Here is a 16,022-nt window from a genome sequence, read left to right as displayed (position 1 = left end):
TTTCTTAATTTCTTAATGGTTTATTTTCTACATTTGATTTTCATACCTATTTCCCATGAAAAAATTAAAAAAAGCACTTATTGTTTTATTTTCATTACTATTAATTATTGCTTTAGGCATTTACTTTTATCTTCTTTCAACCAAGCCACAATACGAAGGTGAAGTTGCCATAAAAAATATTTCCACTACAACCGAAGTCTATTTTGACGATTATGGTATTCCGCATATTTATGCCAATTCCGAAAAAGATGCGATGACTGTTTTAGGTTATGTTCACGCGCAAGACAGATTATGGCAAATGGAATTGCTCCGTCGAATTGCTCCGGGAAGATTAGCCGAACTTTTTGGCAATAAAGTTTCCAAAACCGATATGTTTTTTGCTGGACTTGGCATCGATGAAAACTCCGAAAAAACTATCACACAAATTGATAAAAACTCCGAAACCTACAAACTGACATTGGCTTATCTCGACGGTATTAATCAGTATTTAGAAAACGGGAAAACACCTGTTGAATTCACTTTATTAGGATTAGAGAAAAAACCATTTACCTTAAAAGATGTTTACAATATTTTCGGTTTTATGTCTTTTAGCTTTGCTATGGCACAAAAACCGATCCGTTAATGACCGATATTCGCAATAATTTAGGTTCAGAATACTTAAAAGATTTTGGACTTGATGGTTCTTTTGGAACAGTCCAACTAAAAAGTTATGATGGAAAACCCAGCGATTATGCCGAAATTTCACGAACAGTAAATGCATTACTTGACAACTCGCCTGTTCAGCCATTCATTGGAAGTAATAGTTGGATTATTGGCTCACAAAAAACCAAAAATGGTAAAGTAATTTTTGCCAATGATCCGCATATTGCTTTTGCCCAACCTTGTACTTGGTTTGAAGCTCATATTGCCACACCAAACTACGAAATCTATGGTTATTATCTTGCCGGAACGCCATTTCCGCTTTTAGGTCATAATCGCGATTATGCTTATGGTTTAACCATGTTTGAAAACGATGATATTGACTTGTTTCAGGAAGAAAATAATCCCGAAAATCCAAATCTGTATAAGTATAAAAACGAATTCAAAAATTATACGGTTCGTAAAAAAACGATTAAAGTTAAAGACAGTTCGGATATTGTCTTGAATATTAAAGAAAGTATTCACGGACCAATTATGAATGATGTAATGAATACTATTTCTTCCGAAAAACCAATCGCGATGTCTTGGATTTATACGCAAGAAAAAAACCAAATTCTCGATGCGGTGTATCATCTTTCGCATTCCAAAAATGTTGACGATTTTAGAAAAAGTATCGAACTCGTTCATGCTCCAGGTTTGAATATTATGTATGGCGATGCAAAAAACAATATATCATGGACAGCTTCTGGGAAATTATACAAGTTGGACAAATCCATCAATCCGAATTTTATACTAAATGGTTCTAATGGAATTGACGACCAAAAAGAGTTTTTGCCTTTTGCTAAAAATCCTTCGGCTTTAAATCCGAGTTGGAATTATTTGTATTCTGCCAACAATCAAACCGAAGCAATTGACGGTTATTTGTATCCAGGATATTATCTACCAAAAGACAGAGCCGAACGAATTGACAATCTACTTTCGCCAAAAAATAATTGGACTAAAACCGATGTCGAAAAAATGATTGTTGACAATACTTCTTCCCGAAGTTCGTTTGTCGTTTCTACTATTCTTCCGCAAATAAATTTGAAAGATAAAAGTAAAAATTTTGAAACTGCTTGTACCATTTTATCCAAATGGGATGGTTCCAATAACGAAAATGACATTGCACCAACGATTTATAATAAATTCATTTATCATTATTTGAAAAACACTTTTGAAGATGAATTAGGTAAAAAAGACTTCGAAGCTTTGCTCGCTACACACATTGTGAAACAAATTATCGAACCTCAAATAGCTAACGAAAATTCCATTTGGTGGGATGATATTTCGACAAAAGACAAAAAAGAAAATCGCGCAACTATTTTGACAAAATCATTAGAAGAAGCTATTGTTTCGCTTGAAAATCAATTAGGAAAAGATTTGAATTCGTGGACATGGAACAAAGTTCATAAACTAGAACATGTTCATCCAATTGGTCAAGTAAAACTGCTAAAACCTTTCTTCAATGTGGGTAAATTTGACATCGCCGGAAGTAATGAAGTCATTAACAATTTAGCATTCATTTATACTGACAACCAAGAACATTTGGTAAAAGCTGGACCATCAACCCGAAGAATTATTGATTTTTCTGATGTTGAAAATTCAGTATCCATTTTGCCAACTGGAAATTCAGGAAATCCAATGAGCAAACATTACAACGACCAAGCCGAAATGTACAATAAAGGTCAGTTCAGGAAAATGAAAATGAATAAGAAAGAGATTTTAGAAACTTCGACTAAATTAGTTTTTAAACCAAAAAAATGACATAAATCATATATGTTTTGCATATTAAAACAATAAATTTGCAAAACCGCTTATACCATTATAATGCAAACTCCAAAAAAAATAGCCGTTGTTGGTTCTGGATTAGTAGGAACACTTTTGGCAATATATCTTAAAAAATTAGGTCATACCGTTCATGTTTTCGACAGAAGTCCCGATATTAGAAAAATTAATTTCTCTGGTCGTTCTATTAATTTAGTACTTTCTGATCGAGGAATTAAAGCACTCAAAGATGTTGGTTTAGAATACGAAGTCCTAAGCATTGGAATTCCTGTTGAAAAAAGAGCAATCCACACGGGTATTGATACTGTAAACGAGCAATTTTATGGCAAAGATGGCGAAGTTATTTATTCTCTTTCCAGAGGTTTGTTAAATAAAAAAATGGTTGATTTGGCTGAACAAGCTGGAGTTGAATTTTTCTTTGAACAAAAAGTTTGGGATGTTGATTTGACTACAGCAACCATTTCTATTGGCGAAACCGAAAGAGGCGAATGGTTTACAAAAGACTACGATTTGACTTTTGGTGCTGATGGTGCTTTTTCAAGAATTAGACACAGAATGCAACGCCAAAGTATGTTTAATTATTCGCAAGAATTTTTAAATATTGGTTATAAAGAATTAAACATTCCTGCCAATCCAGACGGATCGCATAAACTAAATAAAAACGCGTTGCACATTTGGCCAAGAGGAAATTTCATGCTTATGGCATTAGCCAATCCAAATGGAAGTTTTACCTGTACTTTGTTTATGCCTCATGACGGCGAAAATTCTTTTGAAGAGTTAAAAACAACAGAACAACTGGTTGCTTTTTTCGCAAAACATTTTCCAGATACAAAAGAAGTAATTCCAAATCTTGTGGAAGATTTCTTTAAAAATCCTACGAGTTATTTGGTTACGATGAAATGTTTTCCATGGACATATAGTAACAAAGTAGCACTTATTGGTGATGCTTGCCACGCAATAGTTCCATTTTATGGTCATGGAATGAACGCTGGATTTGAAGACATTACCGTTTTAAATCAAATGATTGAACAATATGGCGATGATTGGGCGAATTTACTAAACGACTATGAAAACTCGAGAAAACCAAATGCAGATGCTATTGCCGAACTTTCGTATCGAAATTTTATGGAAATGAGTTCGAAAACCGCTGATGAAAAATTCCTTTTACAGAAAAAAATCGAAAAATGGTTCTCCGATAAACATCCCGATAAATGGATGCCATTATACAGTCGTGTAACCTTTAGTTTGCAGCCTTATTCCGAAGCATTAGCCATTGGAGATTTTCAAAATAAAATTATGGAAGAAGTGATGCAAATGGATAACATTCAAGAAAAATGGAATTCAGAAGAAGTTGAAAATTTTATTTTTACAAAATTAAAAACTGACCGCTGAAAACTGCGACTGAATACTAATTCTCTTCCCGATGCACTTTTGTAAAATCAAATGCTGGTTTGCAAATAGCGATGTATTCACAAGGTTCATCAAACGGATTGGAATATTGAACTCGAGTATTTTTCTCAATTTTGATGGATTGTCCAGCTTCAAGAATTACTATTTCATCTTCTATAATAAATTGCTTTTTTCCTGAAATGATATAAGTATATTCTTCAAATTCTGGTGTTTGAAAAGGTTCGCTCCATTTTGGTGGTGCAATCATATGAGCAATCGAAATTTCTTCATTTGCTGTTGCCACTTTTCCATGATGTTCTTCAATTAGTTTTCCATCAGTTGTCGGAACTACGAATGGAGTTTTTTGTATTAGGTATTTTTTCATAAATTCTATTTTCTATATTCTTTACTCTATTTTCTAAAAATAAAGTAAACCGCCAAAATTAAAAAGCAAAAACCAACTGCATGATTCCATCTAAAAGTTTCATTTTTGAAAAACAATAAAGAGAAAATCACAAAAATCACCAAAGTAATTACTTCTTGAATGACTTTTAATTGCATCAATGAAAATGGTCCGCCGTTTCCTTGAAAACCAATTTTATTGGCCGGAACTTGAAAACAATATTCGAATAAAGCCAAACCCCAACTTATTAAAACTATGGTAATCAATCCGGCATTTTCAAACCATTTCAGTTCTTTAAATTTTAAATGTCCGTACCAAGCCAATGTCATAAAAACATTGGATAATATTAAAAGTCCGATGGTAATAAGTCCTTTCATTAACTGGTTTAAAAGTTTATGAGTTTATAAGTTTAAAAGTTTTTGAGAGATCTTCCATCTTCCATCTTCAGTCTTCCAACTATTTCTTAAACAATTTAGTCAAAATCCCAAAAACGCCTCGAATAAAACTCGCACTGGTTACTACTTTGGTTACGGATTTTCCAATTACTTCAGCGGTTGAAGGTTCGTTCGACTTTCTTTTTTCTTCAACAGGTTCAACTTCCTCAGCAGCTTGGTTGGCTTCTTCTATTTTTTTATTCAAAATTTCATAAGCACTTTCGCGGTCAATTTCTTCAGCATATTTTTTTACCAATTTTGATTTTGTATTGATTTCCGAAATTTCGCTTTCGGTCAAAACATCCATTCTACTCATTGGAGCGCGCATCATTGTTGCAGCCAATGGTGTTGGAATTCCTTTTTCGTTCAAAGCTGTTACAAAAGCTTCTCCAATTCCAAGTGATGTTAATACTTCATCGGTCTTATAATAATCAGATGTTGGGTAATTATCAGCAGTTTGTTTTATGGCTTGTCTATCTTTTGCTGTAAAAGCTCTCAAAGCATGTTGGATTTTCAATCCCAATTGTGCCAAAACACCTTTAGGAATATCCATCGGATTTTGAGTTACAAAGTAAACGCCAATACCTTTGGATCGAATAAGTTTGATAATTGTTTCAATTTGATCTAACAATGCTTTGCTTGCTTGGTCGAATATAAGATGTGCTTCATCAATAAACACAACCAATTCAGGTTGATCTGCATCGCCTTTTTCGGGCATTTGTTGATAAATTTCTGCCAATAAACTTAACATAAACGTAGAGAATAATTTTGGTTTATCTTGAATATCGGTTAGGCGTAATATATTAACGTATCCTTTTCCGTTTTCGTCAATTCGCATCAAATCGTCAATTTCAAATGATTTTTCACCAAAGAAAATATCGCCACCTTGTTGTTCTAATTCGATTATTTTTCGAAGAATTATTCCTGTTGTTGAGGTAGAAATTTTTCCATAATCGGCAGAGATTTCCTCTTTTCCTTCTTCGGTGATGTAATTGATTAGTTTTTTAACATCTTTCAAATCCAAAAGTGGCATTTTTTTATCATCACAATATTTAAAAATAACCGAAACTACACCAGCTTGCGTATCATTCAAATCGAGAATTCTAGAAAATAAAACTGGTCCAAACTCTGAAACCGTTGCTCGCATTCGAACGCCATCTTGAGCCGAAAGTGTCATTAATTCAACTGGAAAACTTTGAGGTTCAAATGGTAGTGTGATTTTGGCATGGCGTTCAGCAATAAATGATTTTTCTTCGCCTACAGCAGCAATTCCAGAAAAATCACCTTTAATATCCATCATCAAAACCGGAATTCCAAAAGAAGACAATTGTTCTGATAAAACTTGAATGGTTTTTGTTTTTCCCGTTCCAGTTGCTCCAGCAATTAATCCATGTCTGTTTAATGTTTTTAATGGAATCTTTACATGAGTATTTGGCAAAGCTTCACCGTCTAAAATTGCTCCTCCAAGAATGATTGATACACCTTTTGTTGCATAACCATTATTAATATGCTCGCTAAAATCAGTTTGTTTTGACATAAATCTATCTATTATTTGAACTTTACTTCACGTATTTTCTGATGCAAATTAACATAAATTAACCAAAGAAAAAGTTAATACAACTTAAAATGTTAAAATTATAGTTAACTTTGACTTTCATAAATATTTTTTTTCTAATTATACAATTCTCAATACTTTTTACGTTATACTAAAAAGAATTATTTAAAATGATTAAATTGAAACCTCATTTTGTATTTTTTTGAATAAAATTTATGAAATCGATTTAGTTAATTAGTAAATATTGAGTACTTAAAAAAGACATAACCCAAAAAAAGTTTTTTTATTTAAAGTAAAAAATTAAATTTGCTCCTATTCAAGTTTATTAAAATTAACTAATGACTTATAAATTATTAAAAACTATTAAATTTTAAAAAAATGGCAAACGGTAAAAAAGAAACAAGTTCAAACGGTGTAGGAATGATGTCAGGTATCATTATCTTAGCATGTATTTTTGTGGGATGGATAATTTGGCAATTCATTATGGGTAACGGAGCTAACTTTGAAGGTGGAGTAAACACAGGACATCCACTACCAGGAAACTATCTAGCTATGGTTTATAAAGGTGGACCAATTGTACCGGTTTTGATGGGATTGTTCTTAATGGTAATTGTGTTTTCTATTGAGCGTTTCTTTGTTATCTCTAAAGCTGGAGGAAAAGGAAATCTTGATACATTTATGAAAAATGTACAAACTAGTATTAAAGGTGGAAATATTGATGATGCAATTAGCGCTTGTGACAAACAACAAGGTTCTGTAGCTAACGCTATTAAATCAGCGTTAATCAAATATCAAGAAGTTAAAAAAGAAGGATTTACTAGCGAAGAAGCATCTGAAACTATCCACAAAGAAATAGAAGAAGCTACTTCATTAGAAATGCCAATGTTAGAGAAAAACATGACTATTTTGTCAACACTTGTTGCTCTTGGAACACTTGCAGGATTATTAGGAACAGTAACAGGTATGATTAAAGCGTTTGGTGCGTTAGCAACTGCTGGATCACCAGACCAAGCTGCATTAGCAAATGGTATTTCTGAAGCACTTATTAATACAGCTACAGGAATTGCAACATCTGCTTTAGCAATTGTTACTTATAACTTCTTTACTTCAAAAATTGACACATTAACTTATTCTATTGATGAAGCTGGTTCAACAATCGTGAACACATACAGAAAATTCAGAGGAAGTTTAAAATCATAATTAATAATTAGAATTCTAATTATTTAAAAAATAAATAAATGGCTAAAGTAAAAATGTCTAAAAAAGCGACTTCCATCGACATGACAGCGATGTGTGACGTAGCTTTCCTTTTACTTACCTTCTTTATCTTAACAGCAACGGCAAAAGCTCCAGAAGCTTTACCAGTTGACACACCTTCATCAACTGTTCAAACCAAATTACCTGAAACAGGATTGGTAATGTTAACGGTTGGTAAAAGCGAAGGTAAAGAACAGGTATTTTATGGTATGAAAGACAGAGCAATCCGTTCAGGTGCTCTTGACTATATGGCTCAAAAATATAAAATTGAATTTACTGAAAAAGAAAAAGCTGAATTTGCATTAGTGGACGAATTTGGTGTACCAATCGAAGGTTTAAAACAATTATTGAGCATGAAATCTTCTGAAAGAGTTAAAAAAGGAGTACAATCAGGTGTTCCTTGTGACTCAATCAATAACCAATTACAAGATTGGATACAAGCGGCAAGAAAAGCAAATATTGAAAATGGTGGAACCAAAGAACTTCAATTTGCTATCAAAGGCGATGCTAAAGAATTATATCCTCAAATTAAAAAAGTGATGGATATATTACAGGACCAAAAAATCAATAGCTTTAATTTAGTTACTGGTTTAAGAGGAAAAGATTATTAATATTAATAATAAAAAATAATGGCTGAATTAAATACCGGCGATGGCGGTGGCAAAAAAGGCAGTAAAAAGGTAAGAAGTAAAAAATCCAACTCAAAAGTGGATCTTACTGCCATGGTGGATTTGGCATTCTTATTGATTACTTTCTTTATGTTGACAACATCTTTATCTAAACCTCAATCTATGGATTTAGGTTTACCTGATAAAGAAGACAAAAAAGAACCACAAAAAGATATAAAAGTAGACCAGGTAAGAACCATGACCATCATCATGGGTAAAGACAATAAAATCAAATGGTTTCATGGTTTGCTTGAAGCACCAGAACCAGGTGGAGCACCAACTGATGGAACATATGGTAAAAATGGAATTAGAAAAGAAATTCTGAAAAGAGTTACTTCAATCCCACAAGCTACAGGAGATAAAGAAAAAGGAATGATTGTAATTATCAAACCTACTAAAAAATCAACCTACAGAAACTTAGTTGATATCCTAGACGAAATGGCAATTTGTGACGTTCCAACTTATGCAATAGTAAACGACATTACGCCAGAGGAACAGAAACTAGTAGATGAAATGAACAAGTAATGTCTTGTACTAATCTTTAAAAGTAAAAAAATGAAATTAGACTTATTTAAAAGACAGTGGATAGACATCGTTTTTGAAGGAAAAAACAAGGCGTATGGTGCATATGAACTTCGTCAAGAAAATCCAAAAACTAATATTCGTGCATTTCTAATTGGAGCATTTATTTTTGGTTTGGCGGTAGCATCACCTTTGATAGCTGATTTAATTCCAAACAGTAGCGATGAAGAAGCTGTTTTAGACAAAAAAATTGTAACGATTAAGTTACCTCCAAAAGAAGAAAAACCAAAAGATCTTCCACCACCACCACCACCACCACCAAAAGTGGATCAGGTAAAGTTTGTTAAACCTGTGGTTGCAAAAACGGAAGAAATTGTTGAAGAACCACCAAAGATTGAAGAAATCAAGGATAAAAAATTAGGCAACGAAACAATAAAAGGTGATCCTGATGCTCCATTAACTATTGAACCAGTTGGAAATGGACCAGTTAATCAAGTAGTTGAAGAAGACAACGGAATTTATAACACGGCAGGTATCCAAGTACAACCTGAATTTCCTGGTGGAATGGATAAATTTTACAAGTTTATTGGTAAAAACTTCCAAGTACCAGATGAAGAAGGCTTAAAAGGAAAAGTATTTGTAACTTTCGTAGTAGAAAAAGATGGTTCATTAACTGATATCAAAGTTATTAGAGATATTGGATATGGAACGGGAAAAGAAGCTATCAGAGTTTTAAAATCTTGTCCAAAATGGAATGCAGGTGAACAAAATGGTAAAAAAGTAAGGGTACAATACTCCTTGCCTATTAGCATCCAATCTGCTGACTAATGTTATCAAGATTTATAGAAAATTTCAAGAAGAAATCGCTAAAAGAGCGATTTCTTCTCGTTATAGGAATTTTGTTTTTTTTGATTTATTTAACAATTGGATTGTTTATCATTTTTTGGGAAAAATTACCCCTGAACATGCCATCCAACTATAGAACCGCATTAGGAGTAATTCTAATTGTATATGCTTTTTTAAGATTTTTACGTTTTTTTAACACAGATAAAATTCAGAATGACTAAATTTCTAAAAACATTATCAGGATTATTACTAGTACTTGTTCTATTCGTTTTTGCCTGTCAAGACAAGAACAAAGAAACCATTATAAAAGGTAAAGCTTCACTTTTTGTTGATGAATCTATCTTTCCAATAGTTGAAGATCAACAAGCCGTTTTTGAAACCGAATATGATGCAAAATTAAAGTTGATTACAAAATCAGAAAATGAAATCATCAATAGTTTAATGAATGACACTGTAAAAATTGCAGTGTTACCAAGAAAACTATCCAATGATGAATTGAAAGCTTTTGTAGCCAAAAAAATCAATCCAAAAATGACGCATTTTGCAACAGATGCGGTCGTTTTTATACGAAATAAAAAATCAAATGATACATTGATTGCACTAGATGATGTAATAAATTTCATGAAAGGGAATTCGGTTAATGGAATTAAAGGTTTAGTTTTTGACAATCCAAACTCAAGTTCAGTAAGATTAATTTCGGAATTGTCGGGTATAAAAGTTACTCCACAAAAAAATATTTACTCATTTAATACCAATAGTGAAGTAATAAAATATGTGGCAGAAAACGATGGAATGATAGGAGTTGTTGGCGTTAACTGGTTAACACAACCTCCGTTGGATATGCAAAACAATGTTGATGCCGTTACGGTTTTGAGCGTGAAAGATAAAAACAAACAAGACTATATTTATCCAAGCCAAGATAATCTAGCACAAGGAAAATATCCTTTGGCACGTGATTTGTATATTATAAATTGTCAAGGTTATTCTGGACTAGGAATGGGATTTGCTTCCTTTCTTGGTGGAGAAAGAGGACAAAGAATTGTGTTAAAATCAGGATTACTTCCTGTTCGCATGCCTAGTCGCAAAATCGTGATAAGAAAATAAAAATTTAAAGACAAAATTAAATACAAGAAAAATGAAAACGATTAAAATTTTAAGTTTTGCCCTATTGGCTTCAACTTTTACAACGCAAGCTCAAGATTTAGAGCCAGCGAAAAAAGCCATCGATGCAGAACAATTTGAAAAAGCAAAAGGACTTCTAAAATCGATTATACAAGCTAAACCAAGCAACGGAAAAGCAAATTTCCTTCTAGGAAACATATATTTAAAACAAAATATTGCGGACTCTGCTGCAATCTATTTTCAAAAAGGTTTAACAGCAAGTGAAAGTGCTAAACTAAATCATATTGGTTTAGGTCAAATGGATTTAGATGCCAATAATCATAGTGCTGCACAAGCTAAATTTGATATGGTTACTAAAGATTTGAAAAAGAAAGATACTGAGGAATTAGTTTACATTGCTCGTGCTTATATGAATGCTGACAAACCTAATTACAAAAAAGCAATTGAAGTTTTGAACAAAGCCAAATTGGCAAACCCAAATGATGCACAAGTTCAACTTGCACTTGGTGACGCTTTTTATGGCGACAAAAATCAAAACGATGCTTATGTTGCTTATAGAAATGCGTATCAAACTGACAACACTTTGATAAGAGCAAAAATGCAATTAGGTGTGCTTTTGAAAGGTGCCAAAGCTTATACTGAAGCCGTTAAAGCATACAACGAAGTTATCGCTATCAACCCAAATTATGGTCCAGTTTACAGAGAATTAGCTGAAACTCACTATTTATGGGGAAATAACGAACCAAAAACTTATAATGAAAACATCAAAAAAGCATTGAGTTTTTATGAAAAATACATGAGCTTAACTGATTATTCTTTGAACTCTCGTATGCGTCATGCTGACTTTTTAATCTTAGCAAAAGATTACAAAGCATTAGAAGTTGTTGCTAACAAAATGAAAGAATTAGACGGTGTAAACCCAAGAATTCTAAGATATTTAGGTTATTCAGCTTATGAAAACGGAAATATTGACGGTGCTTTAAAAGCGTTAACCGATTATACTTCTAATCCAAATCATAAAATTATTGCAAAAGATTATGCCTATTTAGCACAAGCAAAAATCAAAAAAGCAATCACTGAAGATGGAAAAGTTATCGATCCAACTGCTTTAACTGATGCCATGACAACAGTAAAAAAAGCAATCGAAATGGATCCGTTAATTGCTAATGACTTAAATGAAATTGGTAAAAAATTATACGAGCAAAAAGCGTTTGGCGCAGCAGCAGCAGTTTTTGAAGCGGCAGTTAGTGTTCCAACTTCTAAAAATTTCTTAATCGATAATTTCTATCTAGGAAACGCACTTTACTATGACAACTCTGGAAAAGATGCTGATAAAAGAGATAAAATTGCACTACAAAAAGCCGATGTTGCTTTTGGAAACGTAATCACGGCTTCTCCAACAACTCAAGATGCATACATCTTTAGAGCGAGAACCAATAAATTGTTAGAGAATGATCAACAAATGTCTGATTATTACCAACAGTATATGGATGTAGTGACAGCAAAAGGTCAAGAAGAAATAACTAAAAACAAATCTAAGTTCGTAGAAGCTTTTAACAATATGGCTGCGCATTATGCAAATTCAGATAAAGCTAAAGCTAAAGAACTTTTTAACAAAACGTTAGCTATTGATCCAACAAATTCTTACGCATTAGAATCAATGAAACTTTTGAAATAATAAGAATACAACTCATTACTAAACCATCCATTTTTTGGATGGTTTTTTTATTTAATGACATTTCAAAAACAAGCTGAACAAATTGAGTATCTTTGCAGACTATTTTTGATTAAAATGATTGCAAAAGAAATACAATTAGCAGTAAATAAAGGAGAAATGCTTCCGCTGATGGAAGAATTCTACACCATTCAAGGCGAAGGATTTCACACCGGAACTGCGGCTTACTTCATTAGAATTGGCGGTTGCGATGTAGGTTGCCATTGGTGTGATGTTAAAGAAAGCTGGAATGCCGATTTGCATCCACCAACAGCTACTGACATAATTGTTGAAAACGCTTCAAAATGTGCCGACACTGTCGTAATCACTGGTGGCGAACCGTTAACTTGGGATATGACATTACTTACCCAAAAATTAAAAACAAAAAATCTTCGAGTTCATATTGAAACTTCTGGAGCTTATGATGTAACTGGAACTTGGGATTGGTTTTGTCTTTCGCCAAAGAAAACTAAACTGCCAGTTCAAACCGCTTATGATATTGCTGACGAATTAAAAGTAATCATATACAACAAACACGATTTTCAATTTGCCGAAGAACAAGCCGCAAAAGTAAATCCAAATGCCATTCTTTTTCTACAACCCGAATGGAGTAAAAAAGAAGAAATGACACCGTTGATTGTTGACTATGTTATGAATAATCCAAAATGGAGAGTTTCATTGCAAACGCATAAATACCTGAATATTCCATAAAATGAAGAAAACCTTTTTCTTTTTAATAATATTTATGACACCTCTTTTTTCATTAGCCCAAATTGCTGGTGAAGATGAAGTTTACCTCAACGGAGACAGAATAGACCCAAAATTTAAAGGTGATGATTCAATGAATGAATTTGGAAAATTTATAAGTAGTGAATTTGATTATTCCAAAGTCTCTAAACCCGGAACCATGATTTTTTCATTTACTGTTGATGAAAATGGTGAGGTAAAGAATATCAAAATCATTCAAGTTTTAGATACTGAGTCAGCTATAGAAATTATACGTGTTTTAAAAAAATGTCCGAAATGGGAACCTGCAAAACGTAACGGAAAACCATTTAGCGTTGAAATAAAATATCCCATGACATTTCAAAGAAAATAACTTTTCTTTATTTAAAAAAAAATCCTATTTTTATACCATTAACATAATCCAAAAAATAATGAAAAAATTTTTATTCTCAATTGCATTTGTTCTTATTACAGGTGTAGTGGTTGCACAAGAAAAAGCAAACAAAGAAGACATACTACAAGTAATTGAAAAAAGTGGTGCTTCTGGTCAATTAAATGCTGCCAAAAAACAACTGCTTACGATGATACCTTCTGCTAAACAAGCTGCATTTGTAATTGAATTTGATGCTTTGATGAAAAAAGCTAATGATGCAACAGCAGAAATCTATATGGCTGAATATTCTAAAGATGATATAAAAGCAATGTTAGCATTTTACAATAGCCCAACCGGTAAAAAAATGGCTGAAAAAGCAGAAGCAATTGCAGAAAAATCGCAAGAGTCAATGATGTCTTTACAAGGCGAAGTACAAGCTATGATGACAAAATACATGCAATAATACTTGTATTTTAAACTTACAAAATGTCCCAACTTTCTATAGTTTGGGACTTTTTTGTGCAAAAAAATGATAAATTTGAATAAACAATAAACGTATGAAATATCTAGCAATTATCTTTTTAATGTTTTTTTCAACTCAAATTCAAGCACAAAAAGATCAAACTCAAATTAACGAAAACATCTACAATACTGCTGGAATTCAAGTGCAACCTGAATTTCCTGGAGGAATGACAGAATTTTATAAATATATCGGTCAAAATTATAAAACACCGAATGTTAAAGGTTTAAAAGGGAAAATATTTTTAACTTTTATTATCGAAAAAGATGGAAATCTTAGTGATATAAAAGTTATAAGAGACATTGGTCATGGAACTGGCGAAGAAGCGGTTCGTGTTTTAGAAGCTTGTCCAGTTTGGAAACCAGGAGAATTTAATGGCGAAAAAGTCAGAGTTTAATATTCATTACCAATAACTATCCAATCTTAAATATAGATTTTCGCTAAATAATCAAAATGCTTTCCTTCCATAATTAATTCGCAGTGCAAACCATTGGCATGCGCAGCGTTTTGTAGCGTATTATAATCCAAATACAACCAAGTAAACGGTTCGTCAGTTTCACCTTTATAAGAAACTGTAAAAACCAATTCACCATAATATTGATTGGCTGGAACAAGATAACTTCCATCTTCATCTTCGTCATACATATAGATAATGTCCGAACTATCGATTAAAATTTGACCATTTGGATTAAGCAAAGCTTTTAATTTTTGCAGATATTTTGAACATTCCATCAACGTTCTGAAAATTCCTGTTCCATTCATTAATAGTAGAATAGTGTCAAATTTTTCATTCTCAACAGCTAAAACATCTTGAACTTTTACATTCTTCAAACCTCTTAATTGACAAGCTTTTACTGCGTTTTCAGAAATATCAATTGCCGTTACATCAAATCCTTTTTCTTGAAGATACAAACCATGACTTCCTGCGCCGCAACCAACGTCGAGTACTTTTCCTTTAGCCAATTGCAATGCTTTTTGTTCCAACCTTGGCATCGATTTAAAATCTCTAAAAAGATAGGCAACATCCATTTCATCGGCTTCAGAAATATTGGTTTCCGTGATTAAATCTTCTGGCGAATTATTGGTTTGATAATCAAGTATGGCTTTTCCGAAAAGATCTAACATTTTTATAAAGTTTCAGGTTTAATGTTTCAAGTTGTTTAACTTTGTGGTTCAACATGACCCGAACTTTTGTGAACGGGCGTAGCAAACTTGAAACTTGAAACCACAATTAAACGAACTCGGGAAACTTGCCAAAGATAAGCATAACGAAAACAAAAAGTATTTCGATAAGCTTAAAAAGAAAACACCCAAAAATTTGGATTATGTAATGCAAGATTTACACGAAGCCGAGTTTAAAAAAACCGATTGTTTGGAATGTGCCAATTGCTGTAAAACAACTGGTCCGCTTTTCACTTTGGCTGATATTGAACGAATTTCAAAGCATTTTAGACAAAAACCGCAGCAGTTTATCGACCAATATTTACGCATTGATGAAGACAATGATTATGTGTTGCAAAGTGTACCGTGTACTTTTTTGGAAGCCGACAATAAATGCTTTATCTATGATGTTCGCCCAAAAGCGTGTCGCGAATTTCCTCATACGGATAGAAAAAAGTTTCAGCAAATATCCAATCTGACATTGAAAAACATAGAAATTTGTCCAGCAGCATTTAATATTGTGGAAGAAATGAAACTTAAAATGCCTTTGTAAAATGAAAATCTATAAATCAAAAATCGATTGGTGGTTAGGATTACCATTACTGTATCCACTTTTTTTGAGTATTACAAGTATAATTGAAGGAAAGTGGTTTGGCTATTTGATTTTTATATCAATCCTTCTTTTAGTTGTATTTATATCAAAATCAACAAAATATATCATAAACGAAAATCTATTAACCATTAAAAGCTTGTTTGTTGTTAATACTAAAATTGATATTTCAACCATTAGAAAAATTGAAAAAACAAGCAGCATTTTGAGTTCTCCAGCGTTGTCTTTGGATAGAATAGCTATTCGATATAATAAATTA

At 32.6% G+C, this 16,022-nt stretch carries 19 protein-coding genes; 15 read left to right on the top strand and 4 right to left on the bottom strand.

Annotated elements, in window-relative coordinates:
* Positions 1–55 precede the first annotated feature (55 nt).
* The 3 genes from IAI56_RS16400 to IAI56_RS08815 all read left to right on the top strand — a co-directional run bounded on the left by IAI56_RS16400 (position 56) and on the right by IAI56_RS08815 (position 3,855).
* The gene (locus IAI56_RS16400; protein WP_317192447.1) at positions 56–622 is read left to right on the top strand and encodes a penicillin acylase family protein; all 567 of its coding nucleotides are present in this window, start codon (positions 56–58) and stop codon (positions 620–622) included.
* Positions 622–2,442 (top strand): penicillin acylase family protein, encoded by a 1,821-nt coding sequence (locus IAI56_RS08820; protein WP_317192448.1) that lies wholly within the window; start codon positions 622–624, stop codon positions 2,440–2,442. Before IAI56_RS16400 ends, IAI56_RS08820 begins: the two co-directional genes overlap by 1 nt.
* A 63-nt stretch (positions 2,443–2,505) precedes the next feature.
* Positions 2,506–3,855 (top strand): FAD-dependent oxidoreductase, encoded by a 1,350-nt coding sequence (locus tag IAI56_RS08815; protein WP_187657528.1) that lies wholly within the window; start codon positions 2,506–2,508, stop codon positions 3,853–3,855.
* A gap of 16 nt (positions 3,856–3,871) precedes the next feature.
* Here the strand turns inward: IAI56_RS08815 and IAI56_RS08810 are convergent, their stop codons facing one another.
* The 3 genes from IAI56_RS08810 to IAI56_RS08800 form a co-directional block, all read right to left on the bottom strand.
* Entirely contained in the window at positions 3,872–4,237 is a 366-nt protein-coding gene (locus tag IAI56_RS08810; RefSeq protein WP_187657527.1) for a cupin domain-containing protein, read from the bottom strand.
* 26 nt (positions 4,238–4,263) lie between these two features.
* Complete coding sequence (locus IAI56_RS08805) at positions 4,264–4,632, bottom strand: DMT family protein (protein WP_187657526.1); 369 nt, start codon at positions 4,630–4,632, stop codon at positions 4,264–4,266.
* Between the two features lie 79 nt (positions 4,633–4,711).
* Complete coding sequence (locus IAI56_RS08800) at positions 4,712–6,226, bottom strand: helicase HerA-like domain-containing protein (RefSeq protein ID WP_187657525.1); 1,515 nt, start codon at positions 6,224–6,226, stop codon at positions 4,712–4,714.
* Positions 6,227–6,622: 396 nt separating this feature from the next.
* Here IAI56_RS08800 and IAI56_RS08795 point away from each other — a divergent pair, with 396 nt between their 5' ends.
* The 10 genes from IAI56_RS08795 (at position 6,623) to IAI56_RS08750 (ending at position 14,389) form a co-directional block, all read left to right on the top strand.
* Positions 6,623–7,444, top strand: a complete 822-nt coding sequence (locus IAI56_RS08795) for a MotA/TolQ/ExbB proton channel family protein (RefSeq protein ID WP_187657524.1) — start codon at positions 6,623–6,625, stop codon at positions 7,442–7,444.
* Positions 7,445–7,482: 38 nt separating this feature from the next.
* A complete protein-coding gene (locus tag IAI56_RS08790; RefSeq protein WP_187657523.1) occupies positions 7,483–8,112 on the top strand; it encodes an ExbD/TolR family protein in 630 nt (209 codons plus the stop codon).
* 18 nt (positions 8,113–8,130) lie between these two features.
* On the top strand, positions 8,131–8,694 hold the full coding sequence (locus IAI56_RS08785; RefSeq protein ID WP_187657522.1) for an ExbD/TolR family protein: 564 nt from the start codon (positions 8,131–8,133) through the stop codon (positions 8,692–8,694).
* Positions 8,695–8,724: 30 nt separating this feature from the next.
* Positions 8,725–9,519: an energy transducer TonB gene (locus IAI56_RS08780; RefSeq protein WP_187657521.1), complete on the top strand. Its 795-nt coding sequence runs from the start codon at positions 8,725–8,727 to the stop codon at positions 9,517–9,519.
* 231 nt (positions 9,520–9,750) lie between these two features.
* Positions 9,751–10,641 (top strand): PstS family phosphate ABC transporter substrate-binding protein, encoded by an 891-nt coding sequence (locus IAI56_RS08775; protein WP_187657520.1) that lies wholly within the window; start codon positions 9,751–9,753, stop codon positions 10,639–10,641.
* A 31-nt stretch (positions 10,642–10,672) separates the two neighbouring features.
* Positions 10,673–12,337: a tetratricopeptide repeat protein gene (locus IAI56_RS08770; protein WP_187657519.1), complete on the top strand. Its 1,665-nt coding sequence runs from the start codon at positions 10,673–10,675 to the stop codon at positions 12,335–12,337.
* Positions 12,338–12,451: 114 nt separating this feature from the next.
* Positions 12,452–13,084, top strand: coding sequence for a 7-carboxy-7-deazaguanine synthase QueE (locus IAI56_RS08765; RefSeq protein ID WP_187657518.1), 633 nt, complete (start codon positions 12,452–12,454; stop codon positions 13,082–13,084).
* Position 13,085: 1 nt separating this feature from the next.
* Positions 13,086–13,472, top strand: coding sequence for an energy transducer TonB (locus tag IAI56_RS08760; RefSeq protein WP_187657517.1), 387 nt, complete (start codon positions 13,086–13,088; stop codon positions 13,470–13,472).
* A 58-nt stretch (positions 13,473–13,530) separates the two neighbouring features.
* The gene (locus IAI56_RS08755; protein WP_187657516.1) at positions 13,531–13,935 is read left to right on the top strand and encodes a DUF2059 domain-containing protein; all 405 of its coding nucleotides are present in this window, start codon (positions 13,531–13,533) and stop codon (positions 13,933–13,935) included.
* A gap of 94 nt (positions 13,936–14,029) precedes the next feature.
* On the top strand, positions 14,030–14,389 hold the full coding sequence (locus tag IAI56_RS08750) for an energy transducer TonB (protein WP_187657515.1): 360 nt from the start codon (positions 14,030–14,032) through the stop codon (positions 14,387–14,389).
* 26 nt (positions 14,390–14,415) lie between these two features.
* Here IAI56_RS08750 and IAI56_RS08745 read toward each other — a convergent pair whose 3' ends face one another.
* Positions 14,416–15,117: a class I SAM-dependent methyltransferase gene (locus IAI56_RS08745; protein ID WP_187657514.1), complete on the bottom strand. Its 702-nt coding sequence runs from the start codon at positions 15,115–15,117 to the stop codon at positions 14,416–14,418.
* 94 nt (positions 15,118–15,211) lie between these two features.
* On the opposite strand from IAI56_RS08745, the gene IAI56_RS08740 reads away from it, so the two are divergent.
* Entirely contained in the window at positions 15,212–15,706 is a 495-nt protein-coding gene (locus IAI56_RS08740) for a YkgJ family cysteine cluster protein (RefSeq protein ID WP_187657513.1), read from the top strand.
* A 1-nt stretch (position 15,707) separates the two neighbouring features.
* Positions 15,708–16,022 (top strand): PH domain-containing protein (locus IAI56_RS08735; protein ID WP_187657512.1); only part of this gene is annotated, 315 nt, incomplete at its 3' end.

Source organism: Flavobacterium macrobrachii, assembly GCF_014486675.1.
GTDB classification, from domain to species: Bacteria; Bacteroidota; Bacteroidia; order Flavobacteriales; family Flavobacteriaceae; genus Flavobacterium; species Flavobacterium macrobrachii.
The sequence above is the reverse complement of the archived record's forward strand: the minus strand, read 5'-3'. Positions and strand labels throughout refer to the sequence as shown.